The following is a 24,457-nucleotide window of genomic DNA, read 5'->3' on the forward strand; positions in this document are numbered from 1 at the left end:
CCTCTCACGAGAACAGGGAGAAGTCAGGCGCACGACGCTCGAAAAAGGCCGCGAAAGCTTTCTTGAGCTCGGCGGACCTGAGACGGATGGCGAACTCTTCCAGTTTGAGGTTGATAGGACCGAGCTTTCCCTCATCTTCACTTCTGCGAATGAAGGAACGCATTGCCCGACCCGCGCCAGGGTCCATCGTGTGCTCTAACGCTGTTCCCGCGGGAATGTTGATCAGGCCGCATTCAGCCTCGTCTTGCGCGGTGCAGGGCTCGCCGAGCCGAAGCAACTCAGTCGCCTTAGGCGTCCCAACGTTGTTCGGCAGCAATTGACTTGATCCGAACTCCGGGCAAAGTCCAAAGTTCGATATTGCCTCGGAGCGTGGATCGGCGAAATCCGCATCGTCATTTCCGCTCGTGAACGCTTCTTCGCTGCCGTGTATCACCTCAGCGCGAACTTCGCCGAGCCTGCCTGCGTCTCTGATTGACTCAGCAAGGGCTCCGTACATATCGAAAGTGATGGCATTCTTCCGCTCTGGTCTGTTAAGCCCGATGAGCATGACGCCACGGTCTGCTACGAATTCTATGTGCTCCATTGCTGTCTCCTAAACACCGCGCCGATTTGCATCGGCTTGAGAAGGTCGCCAGCCCGTTATAGGCGACAATGGGTATTGCACGATGGATACCGAGCCGTCCATGCGGGCTCGGCCTCACTCGCCTTGCCACTATTGACCAAGCGATCGAGGGTGCTGCTCACCCTAGCCAGTCCTTTCTGGGTGGCGGCTGCGCTGATGTCGAGCAGCACCACATCGAACCCTGCCACTGCGCAAGCTTGTGCGATACCATTTCCCATCGTTCGAGCGCCGACAATTCCTACCGTTTGCATTGCCACAGATAACGCTCCTTTTTGCTATGTAGACCTGATGGGCTGCGCCACCATTTCCGCGTCCGCCGCAACGGTCGCCAGAGCTTTGACAGCATGGCGCAATCGAAGGAGGCGACCACCTGGGCGGGCTGAGGCCGGTTCGTCGGCCGTCAGCACATGCGGCTATCCCGCGGCCTTGACCATGTCCTCGACCACCTTCTTGGCGTCGCCGAACACCATCATGGTCTTGTCCATGTAGAACAGCTCGTTATCCAGGCCCGCGTAGCCGGCCGCCATCGAGCGTTTGTTGACGATGATGGTCTTGGCCTTGTACGCCTCCAGGATCGGCATGCCGGCGATCGGAGAGTTCGGGTCGGTCTTGGCCGCCGGGTTGACCACGTCGTTGGCGCCCAGCACCAGCACCACGTCGGCCTGGCCGAACTCGCTGTTGATGTCTTCCATCTCGAAGACCTGGTCGTACGGCACCTCGGCCTCGGCCAGCAGCACGTTCATATGTCCCGGCATGCGGCCCGCCACCGGGTGGATCGCGTACTTTACCGTCACGCCGTGCTCCGTCAGCTTCTCGGTCAGTTCCTTGAGCGCGTGTTGGGCGCGTGCCACGGCCAGGCCGTAGCCGGGCACAATCACCACCGTTTCGGCATTGCCCATCAGGAAGGCGGCATCGTCGGCCGAGCCGGACTTGACGTTGCGCTGCTCGGCGCTGCCGCTGGCCGCGGCCGTCGCCGCACCGCCGAAGCCGCCCAGGATCACGTTGAAGAACGAGCGGTTCATGGCCTTGCACATGATGTACGACAGAATCGCACCGCTCGATCCCACCAGCGATCCGGCGATGATCAGCATCGGGTTGTTCAGCGAGAAGCCGATGCCGGCCGCCGCCCAGCCCGAGTACGAGTTCAGCATCGACACCACCACCGGCATGTCGGCACCGCCGATCGGGATGATAATCAGCACGCCGAGCACGAAGGCGATCGCCAGCATCAACAGGAACGGCTGCCAGTCCTGCGTGAGGAAGAACGCCACGCCAAAGCCGAACATCGCCACGGCCAGCGCCAGGTTCAGCATGTGCTGGCCGGCGAAGACCACCGGCGCGCCTTGGAACAGGCGGAATTTGTAGCGCCCGGCGAGCTTGCCGAACGCGATCACCGAGCCCGAGAACGTGATGGCACCGACGAAGCAGCCGATGAACAACTCGACGCGGTTGCCCATCGGGATCGCATGCGAGCCCGCCGTGCTGATGCCGAAGGCCGCTGGCTCGGCGACTGCCGCCACCGCGATGAACACCGCCGCCAGGCCGATCAGCGAGTGCATCGCCGCGACCAGCTCAGGCATCTTGGTCATCTCGACCTTCTTCGCCACGTAGGCGCCGATGCCGCCGCCTACCACCAGCGCGCCGAGAATCAGCGCCAGGCCCGTGCCGACCGATGACTGGCCAGCGCCGGCGGGAAGGAATTCCTGCTTGAGCTTGACGATCAGCGCCACGGTGGTCACTGCGGCGATCGCCATGCCGGCCATACCGAAAGCATTGCCCTTGCGGGCCGAGGCCGGGTGCGACAAGCCCTTGAGCGCCTGGATGAAGCAGACCGAGGCGGACAGGTAGAGCAGCGTTACCGAGTTCATGGACAGAAAGTTCATCGCGCCGCCTCCGCCACCAGGTCATCGGCCACGGACTTGGTGCTGGCCTGCGGCGCAGCCTTGGGTGCCTTCTTCCGGAACATCTCCAGCATCCGCTGGGTCACCAGGAATCCGCCGAACACATTGACCGCGGCCAGCGCCACGGCCAGCGTGCCCATGATGCGCCCGGTGGGGCCTTCGGTAAGGCCTGCGGCCAGCATCGCGCCGACGATGATGATGGCCGAGATTGCATTGGTCACGGCCATCAGAGGCGTATGCAGGGCGGGCGTGACCGTCCAGACCACGTGGTAGCCCACATAGATCGCGAGCACGAAGATGATCAGGTTGATTACCGTGTGGTTCACCATTTCCATTAATGTCTCCTTAACTGGCCAATGCCATCTTGTCGCGCCGGGTCATCAGGCAGGCCTCGACAATGTCGTCTTCCAGGTTGATGGAGGGCTTGCCTTCCTTGTCGATGATGAGCTTAAGGAAGTCGAGCACGTTGCGGGCGTATAGCGCCGAGGCGTCGGCCGCGACCATGCTGGCTAGGTTGGTATGGCCAACCAGCACCACGCCATGCCGCTCGACCACCTGGTCGGCCACCGTCAGCGGGCAGTTGCCGCCTTGCGCGGCGGCCAGGTCGACTACCACTGAGCCGGGTTTCATCGCCATCACGGTCTCTTCCTTGAGCAATACCGGCGCCGGGCGGCCCGGAATCAGCGCGGTGGTGATCACGATGTCGGCCTGGCTGGCACGCTGGTGCACCAGCTCCGCCTGGCGGCGCATCCAGTCGGCCGGCATCGGGCGGGCATAGCCGCCCGCGCCCTGCGCGATCTCGCGCTCCTCCTCGGTCTCGAAAGGCACGTCGAGAAACTTGGCGCCGAGCGACTCGATCTGTTCCTTGACCGCTGGGCGCACGTCGGAGGCCTCGATCACCGCGCCCAGGCGCTTGGCCGTGGCAATCGCCTGCAGGCCGGCAACGCCGGCGCCGAGAATCAGCACGCGCGCGGCCTTCACTGTGCCGGCCGCGGTCATCAGCATCGGCATGAAGCGCTGGTAGTGGTCGGCGGCTTCGAGCACTGCCTTGTAGCCGGCGATGTTGGCCTGCGACGACAGTACGTCCATGCTCTGCGCGCGCGTGGTGCGGGGCGCGGCCTCGAGCGCGAAGGCGACGATGCCGGCCGCAGCCATACGCGCGTTGTTTTCGCCGTCGAAGGGATTAAGCATGCCGACCAGCGTGGCACCGGGCTTCATCTGGCCGAGTTCGGCCTCGTCCGGCGCGCGCACCTTCAGCACCAGTGCGGCGCCGAGTGCCTGCGCGGCGGTGCCGATGCGGGCGCCCGCGGCCTCATAGGCCGAGTCCGGCTGGCTTGCCCGGACTCCGGCGCCCGCCTGGACAATGACTTCGTGACCTTGCGCGACGTATTTCTTGACCGTCTCGGGCGTGGCGGCAACACGGGTCTCGCCGGCCCGCGTCTCCTGCGGGATACCGATCTGCATCTCGTCTCCTTATGATGTTTTTTCCTGGAGTGGTACCCGGCGGGGGCTAGCCTTCCATTCTAGATTTTGCTGCCCTTCTTGAGGGCCATGGTTGTCGCTCACCGTGCGTGCACGCTGCCCCTGCATCTTGAGGCGCCGTGGGCAACGGTTCGCTTACCTTAGTCGTACTTTCGCGTTCTCAATCTCCTCTTCCAAATCCCGCAACTGATCCTTCCCAAAAAACATCTCGTCGCCGACAAAGAAGGTCGGAGAGCCAAACGCACCGCGTTCGAATGAATTCTGGGTATTCGCCAGCAAGATCTGCTTGACCTCGGGATCCGCAATGCGGGCCTCGAAGCCTTTTCCGTCCAAACCGGCGACATCCAGGGCTGCCGCGATGACGGCGGGATCATCCATCTTCAAACCTTGTTCCCACATATTTGCGAACACGGAATTTACGTAAGGCATAAAGGTGCCGTTCTTCTGGGCAGCTACGGCCCCCCGCATGATCTGCAATGTATTGACGGGCCAAAATGGATTGTCCCGATAGGCGGTCAGTCCGTGCTTGGTGATGAAGCGCTGGATCTCCAAACGCCCAAACTCCGGCTTGTTCTTGATACCTGCAAAAGCCTCCGCGGGAGAACGATTCCCCGTTAGCCTGAACAGTCCCCCAAGAAGCACCGGAATATAGTCGAACTTGACGCCCTGCCGTGCCTCAATACTCGGAATGACTTTGTGGCTAAGGTAGGAATTCGGGCTGCCGAAATCAAAGTGGAACTGAACTCGTACGCCGCTCATGGTGTCTCCTAATATATGACGTGGTGAAATTTGGGTGGAACGTTTAGCAAACGAAATCACGAGCGGAACTCGCCCGGGGGTTTCTCTGTCTGGCGTTGGCCAACCAGGACATTGGTGTACGATTGACGCCAGCGCCGGTCTATCACGTGCCGCACATCAGTGGCAGGCATATTCGCTCGCGGGCACTGGCCGCCTGTTCATTGCTTTTGCCTCCGGCTTGCGCCGACCGGCCCACGCTCTGCTAGCGCGGTCATACGGCCTGCCCAGATACGGGAATCACCGATAACAAGTGCTGGTGAGCAGATCGGGTAGCTTCGAATTTCCCTCGCGCATCGTCTGCCGATTCCGCCGCTACCGTAATGACACCTGCCAGTTCGACTTCAGCGTTTAATACAAAGAGGGAGAATATTTGTGCTGCCTTCTGTGAAAGGTGATCATTTTCAAACGCCGTGTCTTTCATTGCTATTCCCGGTTGGATCCTCTGTATGGTGGCATCGCAATCGCCGCGATACCGGTTATAGATCTGAGGTGACTGAAAACCGTGTTCCAATGGCGATTTACGCTACCTCGAACAGCCCCGCTGCCCCCATTCCACCACCGACACACATCGTGACGACAACGTATTTCTCTCCACGGCGTTTGCCCTCGATCAGGGCGTGACCCACAAGCCTTGCCCCCGTCATGCCATACGGGTGCCCGATGGAAATCCCGCCACCGTTCACATTCAATCGGTCCGGGTCGATACCAAGGCGATCGCGACAGTAAAGAACCTGGCACGCGAACGCTTCATTCAGTTCCCACAGACCGATATCGCTAACCTTCAACCCATGCCGCTCCAGGAGTTTCGGGATCGCAAAAACCGGGCCAATACCCATTTCCTCGGGCGCACAGCCCGCCACCGCGATGCCGCGGTAGATGCCAAGAGGCTGCAATCCGCGCCGCTCGGCCAGGCGGCGGTCCATCAGGACCGAGGCCGAGGCACCATCTGAAAGCTGACTTGCGTTTCCCCCGGTGACGACGCCGCCGTCGATGACTGTCCTGAGCTTTGCCAACCCCTCCACCGTTGTGTCGGGACGGTTCCCTTCGTCGCGGTCCAGTAGCACCTCACGGAAACTGATCTCCCCCGTCTCCCTATCCTGGATCGCCATGGACGTTTGGAACGGTACTATTTCGGCCGCAAAACGGCCCTCCTCCTGGGCAAGTGCCGTACGCCGCTGTGATTCCGCCGCGTAAACATCCTGCGCCTCTCGGGAAATGCCATATCTCCTTGCGACGAGTTCAGCGGTCTGCAGCATTGGCATATACGCATGTGGAACCCGCTCGATCAATTCCGAGTCGGCCGCACTCGTCATCCATTCGACAAAACGGTCCTGAACCAACGAGATGCTCTCTTGCCCCCCTGCCACCACCACATCCATCTCGTCCACAATGATTTGCTTTGCTGCGGTGGCCATCGCCATCAAGCCAGAGGCGCATTGCCGGTCGATGGACTGACCCGCGACGTTGACCGGAAGTCCGCCGGCTAACGCGCTAAGACGGCCAACGTTCATGCCAGCCGTGCCTCCCGGCATCGAGGTACCGATCACTACATCCTCAATCTCTTCCGCGGCGATTCCGGCCCGCTGAACCGCATGCGATATAACGTGCCCCATGAGGGTCGGCGATTTTGTGTTGTTCAGCGAACCCTTATAGGCGCGACCGATCCCGGTCCGTGCCGTCGAGACAATGACTGCTTCCCTCATGCTGCCCTCTTGATGATGTGAATACCGGGGTAGACATCCCGCTATGACCGCGTCTCTCTCTGACGCATCGCGAAGCTGGGCCACCAACAGACAGAATGGAAAATTTCTTCGGGTGGCAAGGCATTGCGATCGTGCGGAAGCGGTCTCTATCCCATTGGTTAGACGTTTTGATTACCAGGTCTCAGTCCAGGGACGCAGGTCGAGTTCAAAGGTCCAGGCGTCGCGTGGTTGCGAATGAAGGTACCAGTAGTTCTGCGCGATATGCTCCGGATTCAGAATGCCATCCTGGTCTTTCAATGCATAACGATCCGGAAAATTGGTGCGGATAAAGTCAGTGTCGATCGCGCCGTCCACCACAATATGGGCTACATGGATGTTCTTCGAGCCGAGTTCGCGGGCCATGCTTTGCGCAAGCGCGCGAAGCGCATGCTTGGCGCCCGCAAACGCGGCATAGTTTTCCTTGCCTCGCAGACCCGCAGTAGCGCCGGTAAAGAGAATCGTGCCACGTTGACGCTGCACCATGCGCTTGGCAACTTCCCTTGCGTTCAGAAATCCTGCAAAGCAGGCCATCTCCCAGATCTTGAAGTACTTTCGCGCTGTCTCCTCAAGGATGGAAGAAGGCACATTGGCGCCAATGTTAAATACGAGAACGTCAATTGGACCGATCTCGGACTCAATTTTGTCGATGAGGGCGACCACTTCCTCTTCCTTGCGCGCGTCCGTGCCAAACGCGTAGGCGATCCCGCCGGCATCGCGAATGGAGTCAACCAGCGGTTGGAGCTTGTCCGCTGAACGACGCGTCACACAAGCGACCATGCCTTCCGCGGCGAAACGCTTCGCGATTGCACCACCAGTCGAGTCCCCCGCTCCGATTACGAGCGCGACACTCTGCTCTTTGACATCCATCACTGTCTCCTTTATTAACAAACGATCGTTTAGTAACAAAAGAGTATTTCATCCCCGTGCAAGAGTCAAGGGCGACTTACGCTAACGCACCTACAACGAGAAAGCTCAGGAGCACGCTCTGCGCGGCACGCGCACTGGCAAGGCTGGTAAGGATGGAAGAAGAAGAAAAGCCGCGACGGCGCTTGCTATATGGCTTCGCGCGCAACGGCCCGAACCGGAAGCATCGACAGCACGTGCGGTGCGGCCGGGTCCGACAATCGAAGCCGTCGCAATGAAAGCGCGGTACCACGGGCATGCACGCACATATCTGCGCGCATCGAGAAGAACCCAGAAGGGCGCAGAACTGCGCCCGGAGGAGGCGGGTGCTACATTGGCACCGCTTAGGTCTTGCTGAGGGGTTCGAGCCGTTCAATAGACCGCCCGAGAAAGCGACGGCTGGAAGCGAGAATTTGCTGCCTGGTCCGGTCGGTTTCAACCACCCGGGCCAGCAAAATGGCACCCACGCACTGCGCAATCAACGCCCAAGCCGCATCCGGGTCGTCCAAACGCTGCTTCCAACTGCTCTGCAGCTTCTTCGCGCTTTCCTCCACTGAGGCGCGGACTGCTGGCCCGGACCTCGCGATTTCAGGTCCCAAGGTCGGCAGGACGCAACCTGATTCCGGATGCAGCGCATGAGAACTGCTGAGATAGCTTCTGATGCGTTTCACGAAATGATCCTCGGCCGTCTCATCCTCGCCTGCGAGCATTTCAGCGCTGTTGGCCAACTCCCGCTGGATCACTTCCGCGAACAGTTCCGCTTTAGAGTCAAAATGACTATAGAAGGCCCCCCCCGTGAGCCCGATGGCCCCCATCAGGGCATCGACTCCCGTTGAATCGAATCCACCCTTCTTGGCAATCGCTTGACTACTGTTAAGGAGTTTTTCCCGCGTCTCCTGCTTGTGCGTGCTTGAGTAGCGCATTTTCGGCTCACTTCGAACTCAGGACATGGCAGGAATTATAGCATGACGATCGTTCAGAAAAGGTCTGCCTCAGTTAGATGCTGCGGCGCACGGGCTGCCGCTGCCCAAGATACATACTGGCCGGCGTTCGAAAGGGTCGGGAGCCGCGAATTCCGTCCTGTGCATGGCCGTCGAAGCCCGTCTAAGCGCTGTCTCTTCGCGGCCCGACTAAGTGCCATCCTCAGGGCACGAAGGCGCCCAGCTCACACTCCTGTGCTGGGGGCGCCCAACGGCATGCGCAGATCAGATCACCAACCGTGAATACTTGTTGACATCACTCAGTGTGTAACCTAGCATCGTTTGGCAAACGATCGTTAACTAACGAATCACGCGGAATCTGTTGGCGCCAGTCCCCGGGACGGGTACTCGGTCGGCAGGCCCATCAGTGAGCTGCGCGTTCGTCACGATGCTTCTCCCCACACGGAGTCGATTTCATTCGGGAAGCCGTGGGGCAGATGGCAACAAAGCGAAATAACCCCGGATATTAACCAGGGTATAACAACTGAGAGACATCAATATGGAAGCCAGACGCTGGCATAGTTCCTATCCCCCCGGGATACCGCTTGAGATTGATGTGGACGCGCCAGCGACACTGGGGTCCATGATTGCACGCGCGGTCGCCTCGTTCGCCATGCGTCCTGCGGTAACCTGCCTGGAGGAATCACTTAGTTACGCAGAGCTCGGCATTCTGTCTGAGGCGCTTGCGACTTTCCTGCAGCAGTCAGGATTGAGAAAGGGGGATCGTGTAGCGTTGATGCTGCCAAGTTGCCCAGCTTTCCTGATAGGGTTGGCAGCGATATTTCAAGCAGGGATGGTGGCGGTTCCAGTCAATCCCCTGTATACACCGCGTGAATTGAAGCATCAGCTGCAGGATTCTGGCGCCACCTGCATTATCGTCGCCGACCAACTGCAGCAGCCGCTGCAGCAAGTGCTGGAGGAAACCAGCATTGTTCAGGTGCTGACGGCACCGGTTGTTGGAATGAAACCTATTGTCGGTCAACTGGCACTCGCAAAAGACGCTGGCGCTGTTCAACAAGCCGGCACGACCGGTGGTCGCACGTGCCAACCTTTAGCCGACGCGATTCTACAGGGAAGCAGGGGCACTCTTTCCCCGGTCGCACAGACTGCTCAGGACATCGCCATTCTGCAATACACCGGTGGCACGACGGGTGTGTCCAAGGGGGCAGTCCTCACGCACAAGTCAGTTTGCGCGAGTTTGGCGCAAATTTTGACTTGGGTTGGACCACCGTTAGCAGGCTCGGAGGCATCGATGGTGACACCGTTGCCTCTGTATCATATCTTCCCGCTTGCAACTGCATTAATGGCGCTATCGCTCGGTTGTGAGAATCGCGTGGTTCCCAATCCGCGTGAGGCTGGTTCTGTGCTTGCTGAATTGAAGCGGCGGCCGTTTCAGATTCTTGTCGGGGTCAACACCTTGTTCAACAGCTTGGTGAACACACCGGAACTCATTTCCGTAGACTTCAGCGCTACCCGTTTGGTGATTGGCGCCGGGGCGTCAATCCAGGATGCTATTGCAAAGCGATGGCTCGCGGCCGGTGCTCCCCCTGTTACCGAAGCTTATGGTCTTACAGAGACCTCACCGAGCGCCACCTTCAATCCTCCTGGGCGAAGCGGATCGATCGGTATTCCTGTGCCTTCGACCGACGTTCGCCTGGTAGATGAAAGTGGGCACGACGTCCCACTCGGTGTTGCGGGCGAACTTCTGATCAAGGGACCACAACTCTTCAGCGGCTATTGGAATCAGGAGGACGAAACACGGAAAGCGTTCCTTGATGGTGGCTGGTTCAGGACGGGCGACATTGTGGTCATGGACGAATTGGGATTCATGACAATGGTCGACCGCAAGAAGGACATGATTCTCGTCTCGGGCTTCAACGTCTATCCGAATGAAATCGAGGCCGTCGTCGCAATGATGCCCGATGTCCTCGAGGCCGCCTGTATCGGCGTGCCTGACGACCGTTCTGGCGAGGCCCCGCACCTCTTCATCGTGCCATGCAATATGGCGCTCACCACGGAACAAGTGGAGGCACACTGTCGCTCCCATCTTGCGGCCTATAAAGTGCCACGACACATTACGTTTGTCGATGCCCTGCCCAAATCAACGGTGGGCAAGATCCTGCGTAGAGACTTGCGTTCGCGCTTGGTTGCCGAGCAAAGCAATGTATAACGCCCCGCTCAGCCCTTCTCGATTTCTCTCTGGCCTGCCATGCGGCTGCCAGCATACCCGGACCTTATGAACTACTATCACGCCCCCCTCCGCGATCTTCAGTTCGTGCTGCATGAGCTGCTCGACGTGTCCACCGGCTCCGCAATTGCCGAAATTGCCGATCCCGACACGATCAACCAGGTAATCGAAGCCGCAGGTCAGTTCGCTACAGAGATTCTGGCGCCCCTGAACGGCATTGGAGACCTCCAAGGCTGCACCATGCCTTCGTCAGGTGTGGTGACGACGCCTGAGGGATTCAAGAACGCGTACAAGCGATTTTCTGAGGCGGGCTGGACCGCGCTGGCATGTCAATCGGAGCATGGTGGTCAGGGACTGCCGAACGCGGTCAATGCGGCTGTCATGGAGATATTCGCTGGCGCTAACATGGCCTGGGCGGCTTATCCTGGTATGTCGCAGGCGGCTTACACATGCCTGGCGGCAAATGGCTCGGACGCGCAGAGGGCACTCTACCTGCCGAAGCTGGCTTCCGGCGAATGGGCGGGAACCATGTGTTTGACCGAGCCGCATTGCGGCACCGACCTCGGACTTTTGCGCACCCGTGCAGTACCGAATGCCGATGGCACCTTCGGCATAGCCGGTACGAAGATCTTCATTTCTGGAGGCGAACACGACTTCACGGACAATATCGTCCATTTGGTACTCGCCCGGTTACCGGACTCGCCCCCCGGCGTCAAGGGTATCTCCCTCTTCCTTGTTCCAAAGTTCCTGGTGTCGCCTGAAGGAGATCTGGCCGAACGCAACGCAGTCACTTGTGGCTCCCTGGAGCACAAGATGGGCATCCATGCGAACGCCACCTGCACGATGAACTTCGATGGTGCAACGGGTTATCTGGTGGGAGAACCAGACAAGGGGCTCGCGGCTATGTTCGTTATGATGAACCACGCGCGGCTCCTTGTCGGGGTCAATGCAATCGGACTGATGGAGGCGGCGTACCAGAAGGCACTGGGCTATGCAAAGGACCGCACACAAGGAAGGTCCCCAACAGCATCGGCCCGTAATAGCCCGGCGGATCCGATTATCGAGCATGCTGATGTGCGCCGTATGCTGCTGACTCAGAAAGCATATATCGAAGGAACACGAGCATTCGCGCAGTGGGCATGCCAGCTGGCCGACACCCAGCACTTCGGCGATGACTCCGGGATTCGGCATCAGGCGGCAGAACTCTCTGCACTGGTTACACCGATCGTTAAAGCATTCAGCAGCGACCTCGCCGTCGAATGTACCAGCTTGGCAATGCAGGTCCTTGGTGGACATGGCTATATCGTGGATAACCAGGTCGAACAGCATCTTCGTGACGCACGTATCATCCCGCTCTACGAAGGTGCCAACGGCATTCAAGCCATGGACCTCCTTGGACGCAAAGTTCTCCCCGACCAGGGCACACGGCTGGAGATGTTCCTTGCAATTGTCACCGAGTTCATCGACGCGAATGCCGATAATCCAGTCCTGCGGGAATTCACCGCCCCGCTTTCGAGTGCGACCGATGTGTTGCGGAATGCGACGCACGAAGTATCGATGCAAGCCAAGGCGGATCCTCATCTCTTGGGAAGCGTTGCTGCATCATACCTTCGGCTTGCCGGCCATGTAGGCCTAGCATGGATGTGGGCACGTATGGCTGCGATCGGGCTCGTCAACACCGCCTCTGCCGACCCGATCTATGCATCGAAAGTCTCGACGGCGCGCTTCTATTTCAAGAAGCTGCTACCCGAAATACAATCTCTGGCAGCGGCTATCGCCGCCGGCTCCGGTCCGATCATGGAGCTTGATTTCGGCTAACGCCTCTACTTTCGCTATGGTCTGTTTGGCGGCAGCCGCAGCAGAATGCGCTGCCGCCAGAACATACAGAGTTTGCTGCATGCCGGGCGCCGAAGAAGTTGGGCTCTGCAACCAAACGCAGTATCGGGTAAATATGACAATGCCGAGTTCCAATTCTGGATATTGAGCCCGTATATGCTCAAGCTCTCGTTTGTGCGATACCGGCCGCCGGCCACGCCAACATCACAACGGCGATCATGCGGTCCAATTCGCCCCTGCTAGCACCCGCCTGCGGCAAATTCAAGATCGTTTGCATCGCCCCGAGAAAATACCAAGCCAGCGCAGCGACATCTGCATCAGCTGGCAGTTCGCCAACTGCAATTGCTTCCCGAAGCAGACCTTCGAGCAGAACGCGCTGCTGGATCATCCCCGAGAGCGCCGCCTTCTGCCCTACTGCCGGCAGATCGACTAGCTCGGCACAACTTCTTGCGAGCAGGCAACCCGGGGGGCGACGGGACCCCATCGGCAGCAGCCCCCGCAGCAGCGCCTCGAGCCGCGCACGCGCACTGCCGCCCTCGTATGACTTCATCCTCCGTAGCACCCGATCCGTATAGGTTTCAAGTGCGATCTGGAACAGGCCATCCTTGTCCTGAAAACGTTGGTAAAGGCTTGAACGCGATAGTCCGGTCGCTTCCGTCAACACGTTGATCGATGTAGCCGCGTATCCGTGACGCCAGAAGGCATCCAGGGCTGCATCAATGACGGCATCTTCGTCATATTGCGGCTTGCCGCTCATTCAAATACCCTTTGACAAATTGGAACGATCGTTCCACGATATGTGGATCGTTCGATGATACCTCTTAAAGGTACTGACCATGCTCAACCCCTCGAAGCCGCGGATCGCCATCGCGGGTGCAACAGGACGCGTTGGCGCTACATTGACGGCGTTGCTCGCCGCTGACCCGATCGACCTGATCGCATTAACGCGCCAACCCGGCACAGCGCGACTGCCCGAAGGGGTGGTCACATTCAAGGTCGACTTCCAACGCGCGGACACGCTTGAGGAGACCCTGCGCGGCATCGACCGGCTCTTCATCGCCCATGGCACCTCCCTCGAGCAGGTCGCCAACGAAATCGCGTTGATCGATGCAGCAGTTGCATCAGGCGTTCGGCACATCGTCAAACTGTCCGCCCTCGGCCCCGCGACCCGACTTCTTCCCATCGCTTGGCACATGCAGATCGAAGCGCATTTGGCGCAGCAGCCGATCGCATCTACCGTCTTGCGCCCTAGCACTTTCAGCCATGTGCTCAAGCGTCTGGGGCCACATATCGCCGCCGGTTCCTGGGCCGGCGCAGCAGGTAATGGGCGTGTGAACTTCATCGATACCCGCGACGTTGCTGAAGTAGCCCGCATTGCATTGCTCGAGGAGATCGAGCCCGCGTCGCAACGTGTGTACCACCTGTCTGGTCCACGTGCGTGGACCATGAACCAGGTGGCAGAGGAATTGGCCCGCCTACTTGGACATCCGGTTACTTACGTCGACCGTTCGCCTGCCGAGCAGAGAGAGGCTCTGCTCGGGGCCGGACTTGCTCCGCTCGTAGCCGATCTTTTGGTTGGACTCGACCAAATGTTCCGCGAGTCTGTGATCGCCGAAACGACGTCGACGGTCGAGGAACTGACCGGAAAGGCCCCACGTTCGTTGACCGAATGGTTGACCGACAACCTAGACGTATTTCGAGCGTGAGCTCTCCATCGGGGGTGTCCCAGGAAGTGGGGTAAGTCTTGTGCCACTCGCTGCGCGGCAAAGCGCGTAGGGCGTAGCCCGAAGCGGCTTGCCGCACAGCGGCCATTTCGTTCTGGGTGGCCATCGTGAAGTCGGGATTAGTTTGATGTGCGATCCACCGAACTTTGTCCTTGAAGGAAATCACGATGACCAACGCCACTACGGCACCCCGGGGCCGCTTAACGCATTAGCGCGTCGCAGCCCTGCGGAAATCGGACGGCGTGACGCCGGTCGCCTTCTTAAATGCGGTGCTGAAGTGCTGAGCGTGGCTGAAGCCGCAATCCAGGGCGACTTCAGTTGCGGTGCGACGAGGATCCAAGAGGAACTCTTTGGCCCGCTCGAGACGCAAACCGTACACAAAGCGCAAGGGCGTCTGCCCGGCACTTTCGCGAAAAGCCCGCATGAAATGTCGGGGACTGACACCGGCAACTTGCGCCAAGCCCTGGATTGTGAACGGCCGCGACAAGTCGGCCTCGATGTAGTCGATAACGCGCCGCAAGGTGCTAGGTGGGAGGCCACCGCACGGCCGAATGGCGGCTCTCTGGCTGCCGTCGACACGCGCCAGGAGGGCGAGTGCTTGCATTGCCCAGCCTTCGGCGAACAACCCGTAAAGGCTGTCTGCATTGCGCGCCTCACGGCATAGGACCGAAAGGCCACGTTGCAGATCTTCGTTGCCAAAGGCAATCAACGGCCGATTGAAGTGGCAGCCGGCTTCGGAGGCAATGGCCGGGTCAAGGAAGACCACCGTGTAGTCGAAGCACGGGGCTACGTCGAACTCGCCTTCGACTGAAATCGAGGCCGGGAACAGCGCAAGGTTTGTTCCTTGTGTTATTCCCGAGTGGATGCGGCGGCCGTCGAGTTGCAGATGCAACTCTTTGAGGCCGTTACGAAACCAGAACAGCGCGAGCCGCGGCTGACGAAAACGCCAAGAGATGGGCCCGGTCGCCCGACGCGCGAGGACTTCAACATGGGTGGTGCGCGAGTCAACAATGGTGCCGGATATGAGTTCGCCCCCAACCTCGCGGTATTCAGCTTGTGAGTCAAGGTGACCATGCATTGTGCTTACCTCCACTTCGACCTTGCGTCCAACCTCATTGTGCGCGCGGCCGATTGACCTCGCAAGCGAATCAGTCGCTGGTGAATACCCCTTATGGGGAGGGTCGCTGACGCATGGACGTCAACTGCGTTCGCTTTGCCCCCGCGCATCGTGCACCTTGGCTCGACTCGTGCTGGTCTGAAGCAATAGCGATGCGATGAGCCAAGACAACGGGCCCGCGAGGGGCCCGGCATCAAGCACATTAGATCGGCGATTTAGGTCTAGCCGACGGCGTCGCCACATCTCGGTGAAAGGCACTGCTGGCCGATTGCAGCGTCGGCCGCACCGGCGCGCCTGATCTCGGCGCTCAGCCCCATGGACCTCGCAACGCGATTTGCTTGGCAAAAAACGTCCCCCCTGTTCCTTCTCTCAGAACTTGACGTTCCCAATGCCCTTCAATTGCAAGATTTCCCGGGCTTCGTTCGGGCTAGCGATTTCGAGTCCAAGCCCCTCGATAATCTGGCGCGCCTGCCGCACCTGTGCGGCATTGCTCTCGGCCAGCGTGCCCCGTCCAAGCCACAGGCTGTCTTCCAATCCGACGCGCACATTGCCGCCCATACTGGCAGACATTCCTGCAAGGCGAAGCTGATCTTTGCCTGCCCCCAGCACCGACCAGTGATAGTCATTGCCGAACAGCCGGTCGGCCGTCCGCTTCATGTGCAACACGTCGTCAGGATGCGTGCCGATACCTCCCAGGATGCCGAACACGGTCTGAACAAAGAACGGCGCCTTGACCAGACCGCGCTCGACGAAGTGCGCCAAGTTGTAGAGGTGGCTCACGTCGTAACACTCGAATTCGAAGCGCGTGTCATTGGCGGCACATTGCGCTAGGGCGTATTCAATATCCTTAAAGGTGTTTCGGAAAATCAGGTCACGACTGGCTTCGAGCGCTTCGCGCTCCCAGGCATGCTTAAATTCCTTGAAACGCGCCAGCATTGGGAACAGCGCGAAGTTCATGGAGCCCATATTGAGTGAAGCCAACTCGGGCGCAAAGCGCATTGACGGCTGAATGCGCTCCTCGATCGTCATGTAGGGCGAGCCGCCACTTGTGATATTTAACACTGCATCGGTGCGTGCCTTGATTTGCGGCAAGAATCGGCCAAATGCATCGGGGCTCTGGTCCGGCTTGCCCGTGACAGGATCGCGTGCATGAAGGTGAATGATCGCGGCGCCCGCTTCGGCCGCGCCGACCGAGGCTTCAGTGATTTCTTCCGGAGTGACCGGTAGATACTGTGACATTGAGGGCGTATGAATCGCACCGGTGACAGCACATGTGATGATGACTTTGCTCATGATATGAATCAGGAAGTCCACATCAGGTGGCCAGCTCGGGAGCCAGCGCGCGTGACGAGCGATGCTCCGATGCTTGCTAGCGTGAATCTGCTGTTGCCAGCTTCAGCGCGGGTTGACTTCATTGACTTGTCTCCTTTTATCTTCGGTACGAGGTTTTGGTGATGCAGCGAGGCCGAAACCTCGCTCCCGTTAGTCCGAGCATGGCGCGCGCTGAACCAAATGGCGCGGCGCAAGCGCTCTTCGATGCGCATGGTTAGCGAACCGTCGGTCGTTAGATTCACGACTCAGTCAAAGCGCGCCCGGACCGCTGCGTGGATCCGCTCGAATCGCTTGGTAGTGCGGTCCGGCTTGCGGTTCTGGGTCGCCCGCATGCAGATGCACGATGGGATAGCTGGACCAAACCCTCACACGCGAGGGGCTTCGGGCAGGCGTTCACCGCCGCGCACGACGTATTTGGCGGGATACAGTGTGACAAGAACCTCGACTTCGTCCTCCGTTGCGCCAGTGCAGGCGCTCCAGATCGAGCTCACCTTTTTGGCCAGCGATAGCACGGCGCCGTCGCTGCGCCCATCACGTATGTGGCAGAAGATCAGCGTTTCGGAAGTGGGCTCTCCCGAACGGTAGGTGTTGTCGGGCGTGGCTTCATGGAATACGACGCTAATCAAGTCGAGCGGCGAGAGGATGATCTCCCTGATCGCGCTCGTGAACTCGCTGGCGATCCTGGCCTTGACGCCAGCTTCGATTCCGACCTTGCATTCGCAAACAATGATGGGCATGTTGTGTCTCCGTGAAGATAGGGGTGCTGAGGCCTCAGTCTCTCGGAACGTCGCCCTGGGTGATTGCTTCGAGGTGCCACCACTTGCTTGGAAGTGCCATGACATGGCGTCGTGCCGCCGGTCCAGGCCAAGCTCGTTATCGGTGGCCGGCGCCCGCCAGGGCGACGTAGTGCCCCAAACAGTGCTCACACGTTTCGCACCCGCTAGACAGCCGGGGCGCTGCAGGAGCGGCTGACGGCAGCGTTGGCACAAGCTGGCGGCCTGTCGACGCAGATGCGCGAGATTGAACTCGCCTTAGCGCAGTCACAGACTAAATAGTCGGCCCTGAACAATTCGTTCTGCAGGCTCGCAGGACACTTTAGCGAAGTGATATGGCGAGCTGATCGAGGTTCAGGAAGCGCAGAAACCAGGCACAAAGAAGCCGCAGCTTCCGCAAGACCAAGCGGATGTTGTGGCCAGCGCCGCAGAGGACTGCATGCAGGGCATCGCCGAGCGCGCCCTTCAGCCAATTGCGATACCGCCGCCAGCACCGGGCGCCCGTGAACGCGTGTGGCATAAAGAATGTACTTGCCGTTGGCCCGCGAAAGTCGGGGCCTCGTCGTTGGTTGTGTCGATCAGCCCCGTCACATCGGCGTTGGACAGAGGGCCGGAATAGTTTGTAGGCCTATCCAACCCGGAAAAACTCCACCGACTGCCCCGCATTGACCGCCCGCCGCAGCCAGTCGGGCATCTCGCCCTGCCCGTCCCAACTCTGCCCCGCGGCGTTGCGGTAGCAGACCACCGGCGGCGGCGCGGGCGGGGGTGGCGGTGGCGGTGGCGGAGGGGGCGGCGGATCGAAGCACCCCGCCGCTTCCAGCTCCTCCATGGTCAGCCCGTAGTCGGCCATCTCCGCCTGGATCCAGCGGATCGCCGCCGCCCGCTCAGTTTTTGCTGTCATTGCTGTCGTCACTGCTGTCGCTGTCGTCATCCGGGTTGGAGGCGGCCGTCGGCGCGCCCTGTCCTTTGCCCTGTTCTTCGCCCGGTGCTTGCTTCTCGGTCGGCGCCGGGGTGCCGGCCTTGCGGCGCCGCCCGCCACCACCCTCCCCCCGCCCGGGTGGCGCCACCCGCAATTCTGCCAGCAGCTGGCGCGCCAGCGCCGCTTCGGCCTCGGCCCGTTCGGCCCGGCGCTGCGCCGCGCCCAACTCCGCCTGCACCGCGTCCAGGTCGCGCGCCGCTTTGCGCTGCGCCTGCTCGGCGCTGGCGAGCCGATCGGCGAGCGTCGCGGCCTGGGCCTCGAGCCGGGCACGGCCCTCGGCCTGCGCCACCGCCGCGTCGCGGGCCTCGCTGCGCGCCGCTGCCAGTTCGCCGCGCAAGTCTTCGGCCGTGCGATCGCTCTTCTGGCGCGCGGTGCGCTCCGCGTCCAGTTCGCGCAAACTGCGCCGCTCACTGGCCTCGGCCCGCTCCTGGGCGATGGTCACCTGCTCGCGGGCGCGCTCGAGCTCGGTCGAGAATTGGGTGCGCAGCTCCGCCAGCTGCCGCCCGGCCGCCTCCAGTTCCGCCCGCCCCGCTTCGAGCCGGGCCTGGGTCGCGGCGTGGACCTGCCGCTCCGCCGCCAGCTCCGCCTGCACGGCGTCGTGCGCCTCGCGCGCCGCGGCCAGCTGCGCAAAGAGGGCGGCCACCTCCTCCCGGGCCGCCGCGGTCTCGGTCCGCGCCGCGTCGCGCTCGGCCTCGGCGACGCTGGCCGCATGGCGGGCCTCGGCGCGCAGCGTGGCCAGTTCGCCGGTGGCGGCCTCGTTGGCCGCCTGCCAGATGGTCTGCACCGCCCCGGCCGCGATGTCCTTCAACGCCTCCGGCAAGTCGGGATGGTCGATGGTGACGCGCGTGCGCCCGCGCAGTTCCTGCCAGAACGCCTGCAGCACCTCGGCGGGCGTGCCCATGCTGCCCTTGCGCACCAGGCTGTAGAGCTTGTTGGCAGTGGGCGTGACGCCGTAGCGGAAGAACAGCAGGCCGCAGACCTCGCGGTACAGCGCACGGGTTTCGGGGAAGCGGCTGCGCAGCTCGGCCAGGTCGGTTTGCAGCGCGGCGTCGGTCAGATCCAGGTCGGCAGTGGCCATGGGGAGAAAAGACGGAAAAGTGATGATAAATATTACACCGTAATACGTAGCAAAGCCAAATTTAGGGGGCGTACTTTAGACATAACTGCGCTTATGTCTATGGAATGCCATTTCGCCCTGCTTTCACCGAAGGCGGCAATCAGAACGGCGGGCCGACCAAAGGTCACCTAGGCCAACCCACTCAGATTCACCTTGACACACCCGGAAAGTCGTCTAAACTCACAAAATGAATGATGATTCATCGGTCATTAGCACAGGCGTAGACAGACGGGACGCTGACACATCCGCCGCCAGAAAGTGCAACGCATGTGGATAGGGTTTCCCCGAAAAATGAACGGTGATTCATCATTCGTTATAAGGTTGACACAACGAAGCGAGGAGAAAGATGAAGCTCAGCGAGTATGAAACGATCAAGTTCGCCCGGCGCGGCCGTGTCCTGGAAGTGACCCTCAATCGGCCCGACCACCTCAATGCCTTCAACTGGCAATTGCATGAGGAAATGGCCCAGGTGTTTGCGGACGCGGATCGCGACGCAGACTCGGACGTCATCGTGCTGACCGGAGCGGGCCGCGCCTTCTCGGCCGGCGGCGATATCGAGGGCATGCGCAAGAAGCTCGACGGGCCGAGCACCTTTCAGAAAACGGCCCGCGAAGGCAAACAGATCATCTTTTCCCTGCTCGATTGCGAAAAGCCGATCATCGCCAAGGTCAACGGACACGCGATGGGACTGGGCGCCACCATCGCCTTGTTCTGCGACGTGATATTCGCCGCGGACACCGCCAAGATCGGCGATCCCCATGTCAGAGTCGGCCTGGTTGCAGGGGATGGCGGCGCCGTGATCTGGCCGCAACTCATTGGCTATGCACGCGCCAAGGAATACCTGATGACCGGCGATGCCCTGACCGCGACCGAGGCGGCGCGCATCGGCCTGATCAACCACGTGGTGCCTGAGGCCGAACTGGAGGAGCGGGCAAATCAGTTTGCCGACCGACTGGCGGCGGGCGCGACCAAAGCAATCCGGTGGAGCAAGGTGTCCGCCAACATCGGGCTCAAGCAACTCGCGCACTCGATCATGGATAGCTCGCTTCCCTATGAATGGCTGTCGAGTATTTCCGCCGATCACCGCGAGGCCGTGAACGCCTTCTGTGACAAGCGCAAGCCGGTTTTTACCGGCGCGTGATGACTGTCGGCGGGCTATGTCGATACGGACCGCCCGCCCCTTCCCGTCGACCCAGGTCGCCAGCACAGCGCGAAGCAGCCCGTTCGGGAGTCGCCGATTGCCATCTTGCGGTTTAATAGAGGGTTTCCCGCAAATGTTGAATCTCACGATGAACGAGAAGCCATCGATGGCAGCTGCGCCCGCAGAATCGCTTAAGGCAGCTGTCCGGCAACGCAAGAGGCTGAGCAAGGAGGCGCGCTCGGAAGAGGTACGCAAGACAATCTTCGCGGCGGCGGTTGAAGTCGTCGGAGAGCTTGGCTATGCCGATGCTTCGATCAGCCGCATTACCGACCTTGCGGGCATTGCCCAAGGTACGTTCTACCTCTATTTCGAGTCTCGGCAAGCGCTGTTCGACGAACTGCTCCCCACCGTGGGGCAGGAGATGCTCCTGTATCTGCGCCAGGCAGTGGTGGGCGCCAAGGATGTTTTCGACGTCGAGGAACTCGCTTTCCGGGCCATGTTTGCATTTCTCGAAAAGCGGCCCGGTTTCAGGCGCATCCTTGGGGAAGCGGAATTCGCCGCGCCGATCGCCCACGAGCGGCACTACAAGGTTCTGTGCGAACGCTATGTGGCTTCGCTAGAGCGCGCCGTCGCGTCGGGCCACATCCGCCACTTCAGTCACGATGAACTGGAGACGGTAGCCAATATGCTGATCGCCGCGCGAGCCCAGTTGCTGCAGGACGCCCGCCGCAAGATCAGGAAGGGGGAGGCAGTGAACCAGGAGAAGATTATCGGGACCTACATGAAGCTGGTCCGCGAGGGCTTGAGGTGAGCCAGGGCAAGGCGAGACAACGGGGGCCAGGCCTGTCGTACCCGGCCGGGCAGCCCCTTGGCGCTATCGAAGAGCTCATCATAGCTGGGAGGAGATGCAGCCCAATTTTTTGCGTTGAATGAACCATGAGTCATCGATCATTAAGAAGTTTGACTGACTCAGCCAAAGACAAGACACCGGCAAAGCAGGTGAAAAGAACCCCCGTTTGAGGAGGAGACAATGTCAAAGCCATCCAATCATCGATTTATCGATCACGGCCCGCGCGAGGCCATCGCGCCCAAAGTATGCAGGCCGCGCAGGCACGCCCTGCGGATCCTTGCCGGACTATGTCTGGGCGGGATCGGCACGTTCACTGGCAGTCATGCCCTGGCTGCCGGTTTCCCCGATCGCCCGGTGCAGTTGATCGTGCCGTGGCCAGGCGGCTCGGATGCCACTCTGCGCGCGCTGGCCGAGAAAGCCAGCCAATTCCTCGGCCAACCCATCGTCGTTGTCAACAAGCCGGGAGTGAGCGGCACCCTTGGGCCGGCCGTCATGGCGAAGACGGCAAAGAACGACGGCTACACCATCTCCCAGATTCCCGTGTCCGTCTTCCGCATGCCGCACCTCCAGGCGACGAACTACGACCCGACGACGGATTTCACCTACATCATCGGCTTGTCCGGCTACAGGTCCGGCGTACTGGTTCGCGCCGACGCGCCATGGAAAACCTGGCAGGAATTCATCGCTTACGCCAAAGCGAATCCGGGCAAGGTTACCTATGCGACCCCGGGCGTCAACACGACGAACGACATCACCATGAAGCTGATCGCCAGGCATGACGGCATCCGCTGGTCCGATGTCCCGTTCAAGGGGACCGGCGACGCGACCGCTGCACTGATGGGAGGCCATGTCACTGCGCTGGTCGGATCGGCGCTGGGGCAATTGGTGGACAGCGGAAAGTTCAGGCTGCTCGTCACCTGGGGCGAAAAGCGAACCGAGCGCTGGCCCGACATCCCCACGCTCAAGGAGCTGGGATATGGCCTTGTGGCGACGTCGCCCTATGGCATCGCCGGCCCCAAGGGCATGGACGACAAGATCGTCAAGGTCCTGCATGACGCGTTCAGGCGGGCGCTGGAAGATCCGGCCATCCGGAAGCTGCTTGCGCAGAACGAGGAAGACGCGTTCTACCTTGGCACCGATGCATACCGGAACTACGCCCACGCCGCCTATCGGGAACAGAAGGAAATCGTGGAAACGCTGCATCTCAAGCAGCCTTGATGCTGCGCGCGGGAGCAAGACGCCGCCAGGGACTTGGCGATCTGAGGAGAACAGTAGCAATGAGAAACGATGTAAGCGGTTGGAACACACGGCTGGATGCACAGGTGGTGCAGCGCTACACGGACAGCGGTAGTTGGAGCGGCGTTACGCTACGGCATTGCGCCGTAGCGCGGGCCTGCGAGTCGCCCGATCGCGTTGCCGTGATCGACGGAAGCGTGGAACTGAGCTTCCGGCAATTGTTCGAGCGCGGGGTCCGGCTCGCGCTCGCGCTTCGCCGCCGCGGCATGCGGCCGGGCGATGTGATTAGCTTCCAGTTGCCGAACTGGCACGAGACGATGATCATCAATCTTGCCGCGACGATCGGCGGCTATGTCTGCAACCCCATCGTGCCGATCTACCGGGATGCAGAGGTCAGCTTCATCCTGAAGCACTCGCGCACTCGCGTGCTCTTCATTCCGCAGGCATTCCGCAGCATCAACTATGTCGAGATGCTCGAGCGGCTGAGGCCTGGCCTTCCGGCGCTTCGCGACGTCGTACTGGTCCGGCCCGAGTGCACGGGGTACGACGCTTTCGACGACTGGCTGGCGCAGGAAGATGCGGAGCCCTTCGCGGCGGTGGTGAGCTTTCCGGAAGTCGATCCCAACGCGGTCAAGCTGCTGCTCTATACGTCCGGGACCACCGGCGAGCCCAAGGGCGTGCTGCACAGCCACAACACCTTGCGTGCGGAAATCGACGCGACCATCCAGCAGCGCTCGTTGACGCCGGACGACGTGGCGTTCATGCCGTCACCGGTGACCCATATCACCGGCTACCTGAATGCACTCGAGCTCCCGTTCGCCGCCGGCCTGAAGGTCGTGCTGATGGATCGCTGGAACGTTGTCGAAGGCGTCAGGCTGATCGCCCAACACAAGGTCTCATTCAGCGGTGGCGCCACACCGTTCCTGCTGGAACTGGTCAGTGAGGTAGAGCGCCGGGAGCTCAACCTGCCGTCGCTGCGCCTGTATGGTTGCGGTGGCGCACCGGTGCCGCCGGAGGTCATCGAGCGGGCACGCAGCGTATTGCCGAATTGCGCCACCTTTCGCGGCTACGGCAGCAGCGAGGCGCCGTCGGTCTCGTCCGGGGTGGCGCCGGGTGACCCGCCGGCGTTGGGCGCAACCACCGATGGTCGCATCCACAACCACGAGGTCAGGATCATCGACGCCACGACTGGTATCCCGCTCGGCCACGGCCAGGAGGGCGAGATCGTGACGCGCGGACCGGAAGTCATGCTTGGCTACACCGATCCCGCTCATACGGAAGAAGCCTTCGACGCGGATGGCTTCTTCCACACAGGCGACCTCGGCTTCGTCGACGCACGCGGCTACCTCACCGTCAGCGGGCGCAAAAAGGACCTGATCATCCGCGGCGGCGAGAACCTCAGCCCCAAGGAAATCGAGGACGTCCTGCACCAACACCCCTTGGTGCAGGAGGCCGCGGTTGTTGCGATGCCGCACCCGAGGATGGGTGAAACGCCGTGCGCGTATGTCGTGGTCCGCAGCGGCGCATCGTTCGACTTTGATGGCATGGTCGCCTTCCTGGAGTGCGCGAACCTTGCCCGGCAGAAGATTCCCGAGCAGCTCTTCATCGTGGACGAATTGCCGCGCAACGCGGCGGGAAAGGTGCTCAAGCATGCCTTGCGCGCGCGCATCGAGCGCGATCTTGCCGGTGCTGCGGCCGCGCGGGCAGCCCAGGGTTAGCCAGTGCAGCCACGTCGA

At 60.9% G+C, this 24,457-nt stretch carries 22 protein-coding genes and 3 pseudogenes; 7 read left to right on the forward strand and 18 right to left on the reverse strand.

Features of this window, described 5'->3' with window-relative positions; translation table 11 throughout:
• Window positions 1-4 precede the first annotated feature (4 nt).
• From ABNX08_RS39355 to ABNX08_RS39400, 10 genes and pseudogenes are all read right to left on the reverse strand, one after another.
• The gene (locus ABNX08_RS39355; protein WP_349609675.1) at window positions 5-583 is read right to left on the reverse strand and encodes an enoyl-CoA hydratase-related protein; all 579 of its coding nucleotides are present in this window, start codon (window positions 581-583) and stop codon (window positions 5-7) included.
• 107 nt (window positions 584-690) lie between these two features.
• Window positions 691-879, reverse strand: a pseudogene (locus ABNX08_RS39360) (3-hydroxyacyl-CoA dehydrogenase NAD-binding domain-containing protein); the annotation flags it as partial.
• A 156-nt stretch (window positions 880-1,035) separates the two neighbouring features.
• Window positions 1,036-2,505, reverse strand: coding sequence for an NAD(P)(+) transhydrogenase (Re/Si-specific) subunit beta (locus tag ABNX08_RS39365; protein ID WP_349609677.1), 1,470 nt, complete (start codon window positions 2,503-2,505; stop codon window positions 1,036-1,038).
• Window positions 2,502-2,858, reverse strand: coding sequence for an NAD(P) transhydrogenase subunit alpha (locus tag ABNX08_RS39370; RefSeq protein ID WP_115214629.1), 357 nt, complete (start codon window positions 2,856-2,858; stop codon window positions 2,502-2,504). The genes ABNX08_RS39365 and ABNX08_RS39370 overlap by 4 nt, the downstream gene beginning before the upstream one ends.
• A 10-nt stretch (window positions 2,859-2,868) precedes the next feature.
• The gene (locus ABNX08_RS39375) at window positions 2,869-3,987 is read right to left on the reverse strand and encodes a Re/Si-specific NAD(P)(+) transhydrogenase subunit alpha (RefSeq protein WP_115214630.1); all 1,119 of its coding nucleotides are present in this window, start codon (window positions 3,985-3,987) and stop codon (window positions 2,869-2,871) included.
• A 153-nt stretch (window positions 3,988-4,140) separates the two neighbouring features.
• Window positions 4,141-4,764, reverse strand: coding sequence for a 2-hydroxychromene-2-carboxylate isomerase (locus tag ABNX08_RS39380; RefSeq protein ID WP_349609680.1), 624 nt, complete (start codon window positions 4,762-4,764; stop codon window positions 4,141-4,143).
• 250 nt (window positions 4,765-5,014) lie between these two features.
• On the reverse strand, window positions 5,015-5,224 hold the full coding sequence (locus ABNX08_RS39385) for a hypothetical protein (RefSeq protein ID WP_349609682.1): 210 nt from the start codon (window positions 5,222-5,224) through the stop codon (window positions 5,015-5,017).
• A 97-nt stretch (window positions 5,225-5,321) separates the two neighbouring features.
• Entirely contained in the window at window positions 5,322-6,506 is a 1,185-nt protein-coding gene (locus ABNX08_RS39390) for an acetyl-CoA C-acyltransferase (protein WP_349609683.1), read from the reverse strand.
• Window positions 6,507-6,677: 171 nt separating this feature from the next.
• Complete coding sequence (locus tag ABNX08_RS39395; protein ID WP_115214633.1) at window positions 6,678-7,412, reverse strand: SDR family oxidoreductase; 735 nt, start codon at window positions 7,410-7,412, stop codon at window positions 6,678-6,680.
• Between the two features lie 380 nt (window positions 7,413-7,792).
• The gene (locus ABNX08_RS39400; RefSeq protein ID WP_349609686.1) at window positions 7,793-8,371 is read right to left on the reverse strand and encodes a TetR/AcrR family transcriptional regulator; all 579 of its coding nucleotides are present in this window, start codon (window positions 8,369-8,371) and stop codon (window positions 7,793-7,795) included.
• A 640-nt stretch (window positions 8,372-9,011) separates the two neighbouring features.
• Here ABNX08_RS39400 and ABNX08_RS39405 point away from each other — a divergent pair.
• Together ABNX08_RS39405 and ABNX08_RS39410 are read left to right on the forward strand one after the other, a co-directional pair.
• A complete protein-coding gene (locus tag ABNX08_RS39405) occupies window positions 9,012-10,598 on the forward strand; it encodes an AMP-binding protein (protein ID WP_349609688.1) in 1,587 nt (528 codons plus the stop codon).
• Between the two features lie 66 nt (window positions 10,599-10,664).
• Complete coding sequence (locus tag ABNX08_RS39410; RefSeq protein ID WP_349609690.1) at window positions 10,665-12,434, forward strand: acyl-CoA dehydrogenase C-terminal domain-containing protein; 1,770 nt, start codon at window positions 10,665-10,667, stop codon at window positions 12,432-12,434.
• Window positions 12,435-12,612: 178 nt separating this feature from the next.
• Here ABNX08_RS39410 and ABNX08_RS39415 read toward each other — a convergent pair whose 3' ends face one another.
• Window positions 12,613-13,209 (reverse strand): TetR/AcrR family transcriptional regulator, encoded by a 597-nt coding sequence (locus ABNX08_RS39415; protein ID WP_349609691.1) that lies wholly within the window; start codon window positions 13,207-13,209, stop codon window positions 12,613-12,615.
• A 79-nt stretch (window positions 13,210-13,288) separates the two neighbouring features.
• Here ABNX08_RS39415 and ABNX08_RS39420 point away from each other — a divergent pair, with 79 nt between their 5' ends.
• The gene (locus tag ABNX08_RS39420) at window positions 13,289-14,158 is read left to right on the forward strand and encodes an SDR family oxidoreductase (RefSeq protein ID WP_349609693.1); all 870 of its coding nucleotides are present in this window, start codon (window positions 13,289-13,291) and stop codon (window positions 14,156-14,158) included.
• Between the two features lie 226 nt (window positions 14,159-14,384).
• On the opposite strand, the gene ABNX08_RS39425 is transcribed toward ABNX08_RS39420, so the two are convergent.
• From ABNX08_RS39425 to ABNX08_RS39455, 7 genes and pseudogenes are all read right to left on the reverse strand, one after another.
• The gene (locus ABNX08_RS39425; RefSeq protein WP_349609695.1) at window positions 14,385-15,254 is read right to left on the reverse strand and encodes an AraC family transcriptional regulator; all 870 of its coding nucleotides are present in this window, start codon (window positions 15,252-15,254) and stop codon (window positions 14,385-14,387) included.
• A 408-nt stretch (window positions 15,255-15,662) separates the two neighbouring features.
• A complete protein-coding gene (locus ABNX08_RS39430; protein ID WP_349609697.1) occupies window positions 15,663-16,586 on the reverse strand; it encodes a 3-keto-5-aminohexanoate cleavage protein in 924 nt (307 codons plus the stop codon).
• Window positions 16,587-16,990: 404 nt separating this feature from the next.
• A complete protein-coding gene (locus tag ABNX08_RS39435) occupies window positions 16,991-17,362 on the reverse strand; it encodes a hypothetical protein (RefSeq protein WP_349609699.1) in 372 nt (123 codons plus the stop codon).
• 358 nt (window positions 17,363-17,720) lie between these two features.
• Window positions 17,721-17,876 (reverse strand): annotated as a pseudogene (locus tag ABNX08_RS39440) (IS5/IS1182 family transposase); the annotation flags it as partial.
• Window positions 17,848-18,004: pseudogene (locus ABNX08_RS39445) on the reverse strand (Tol-Pal system protein TolB); the annotation flags it as partial. The pseudogenes ABNX08_RS39445 and ABNX08_RS39440, both read right to left, overlap by 29 nt.
• A 22-nt stretch (window positions 18,005-18,026) precedes the next feature.
• The gene (locus tag ABNX08_RS39450) at window positions 18,027-18,299 is read right to left on the reverse strand and encodes an H-NS family nucleoid-associated regulatory protein (RefSeq protein WP_349609701.1); all 273 of its coding nucleotides are present in this window, start codon (window positions 18,297-18,299) and stop codon (window positions 18,027-18,029) included.
• A complete protein-coding gene (locus tag ABNX08_RS39455; RefSeq protein WP_349609703.1) occupies window positions 18,283-19,455 on the reverse strand; it encodes a DNA-binding protein in 1,173 nt (390 codons plus the stop codon). The genes ABNX08_RS39450 and ABNX08_RS39455 overlap by 17 nt, the downstream gene beginning before the upstream one ends.
• 385 nt (window positions 19,456-19,840) lie before the next feature.
• Here ABNX08_RS39455 and ABNX08_RS39460 point away from each other — a divergent pair, with 385 nt between their 5' ends.
• From ABNX08_RS39460 to ABNX08_RS39475, 4 genes are all read left to right on the forward strand, one after another.
• Window positions 19,841-20,635 (forward strand): enoyl-CoA hydratase-related protein, encoded by a 795-nt coding sequence (locus tag ABNX08_RS39460; protein ID WP_349609705.1) that lies wholly within the window; start codon window positions 19,841-19,843, stop codon window positions 20,633-20,635.
• Window positions 20,636-20,783: 148 nt separating this feature from the next.
• A complete protein-coding gene (locus tag ABNX08_RS39465) occupies window positions 20,784-21,446 on the forward strand; it encodes a helix-turn-helix domain-containing protein (RefSeq protein ID WP_349609707.1) in 663 nt (220 codons plus the stop codon).
• Between the two features lie 219 nt (window positions 21,447-21,665).
• Window positions 21,666-22,703, forward strand: coding sequence for a tripartite tricarboxylate transporter substrate binding protein (locus tag ABNX08_RS39470; protein WP_349609709.1), 1,038 nt, complete (start codon window positions 21,666-21,668; stop codon window positions 22,701-22,703).
• A 59-nt stretch (window positions 22,704-22,762) separates the two neighbouring features.
• Complete coding sequence (locus ABNX08_RS39475) at window positions 22,763-24,439, forward strand: AMP-binding protein (protein WP_349609749.1); 1,677 nt, start codon at window positions 22,763-22,765, stop codon at window positions 24,437-24,439.
• Window positions 24,440-24,457: the final 18 nt, after the last annotated feature.

Origin of the sequence: Cupriavidus sp. DF5525, assembly GCF_040149425.2 — a bacterium.
Taxonomy (GTDB): Bacteria; Pseudomonadota; Gammaproteobacteria; order Burkholderiales; family Burkholderiaceae; genus Cupriavidus; species Cupriavidus pickettii_A.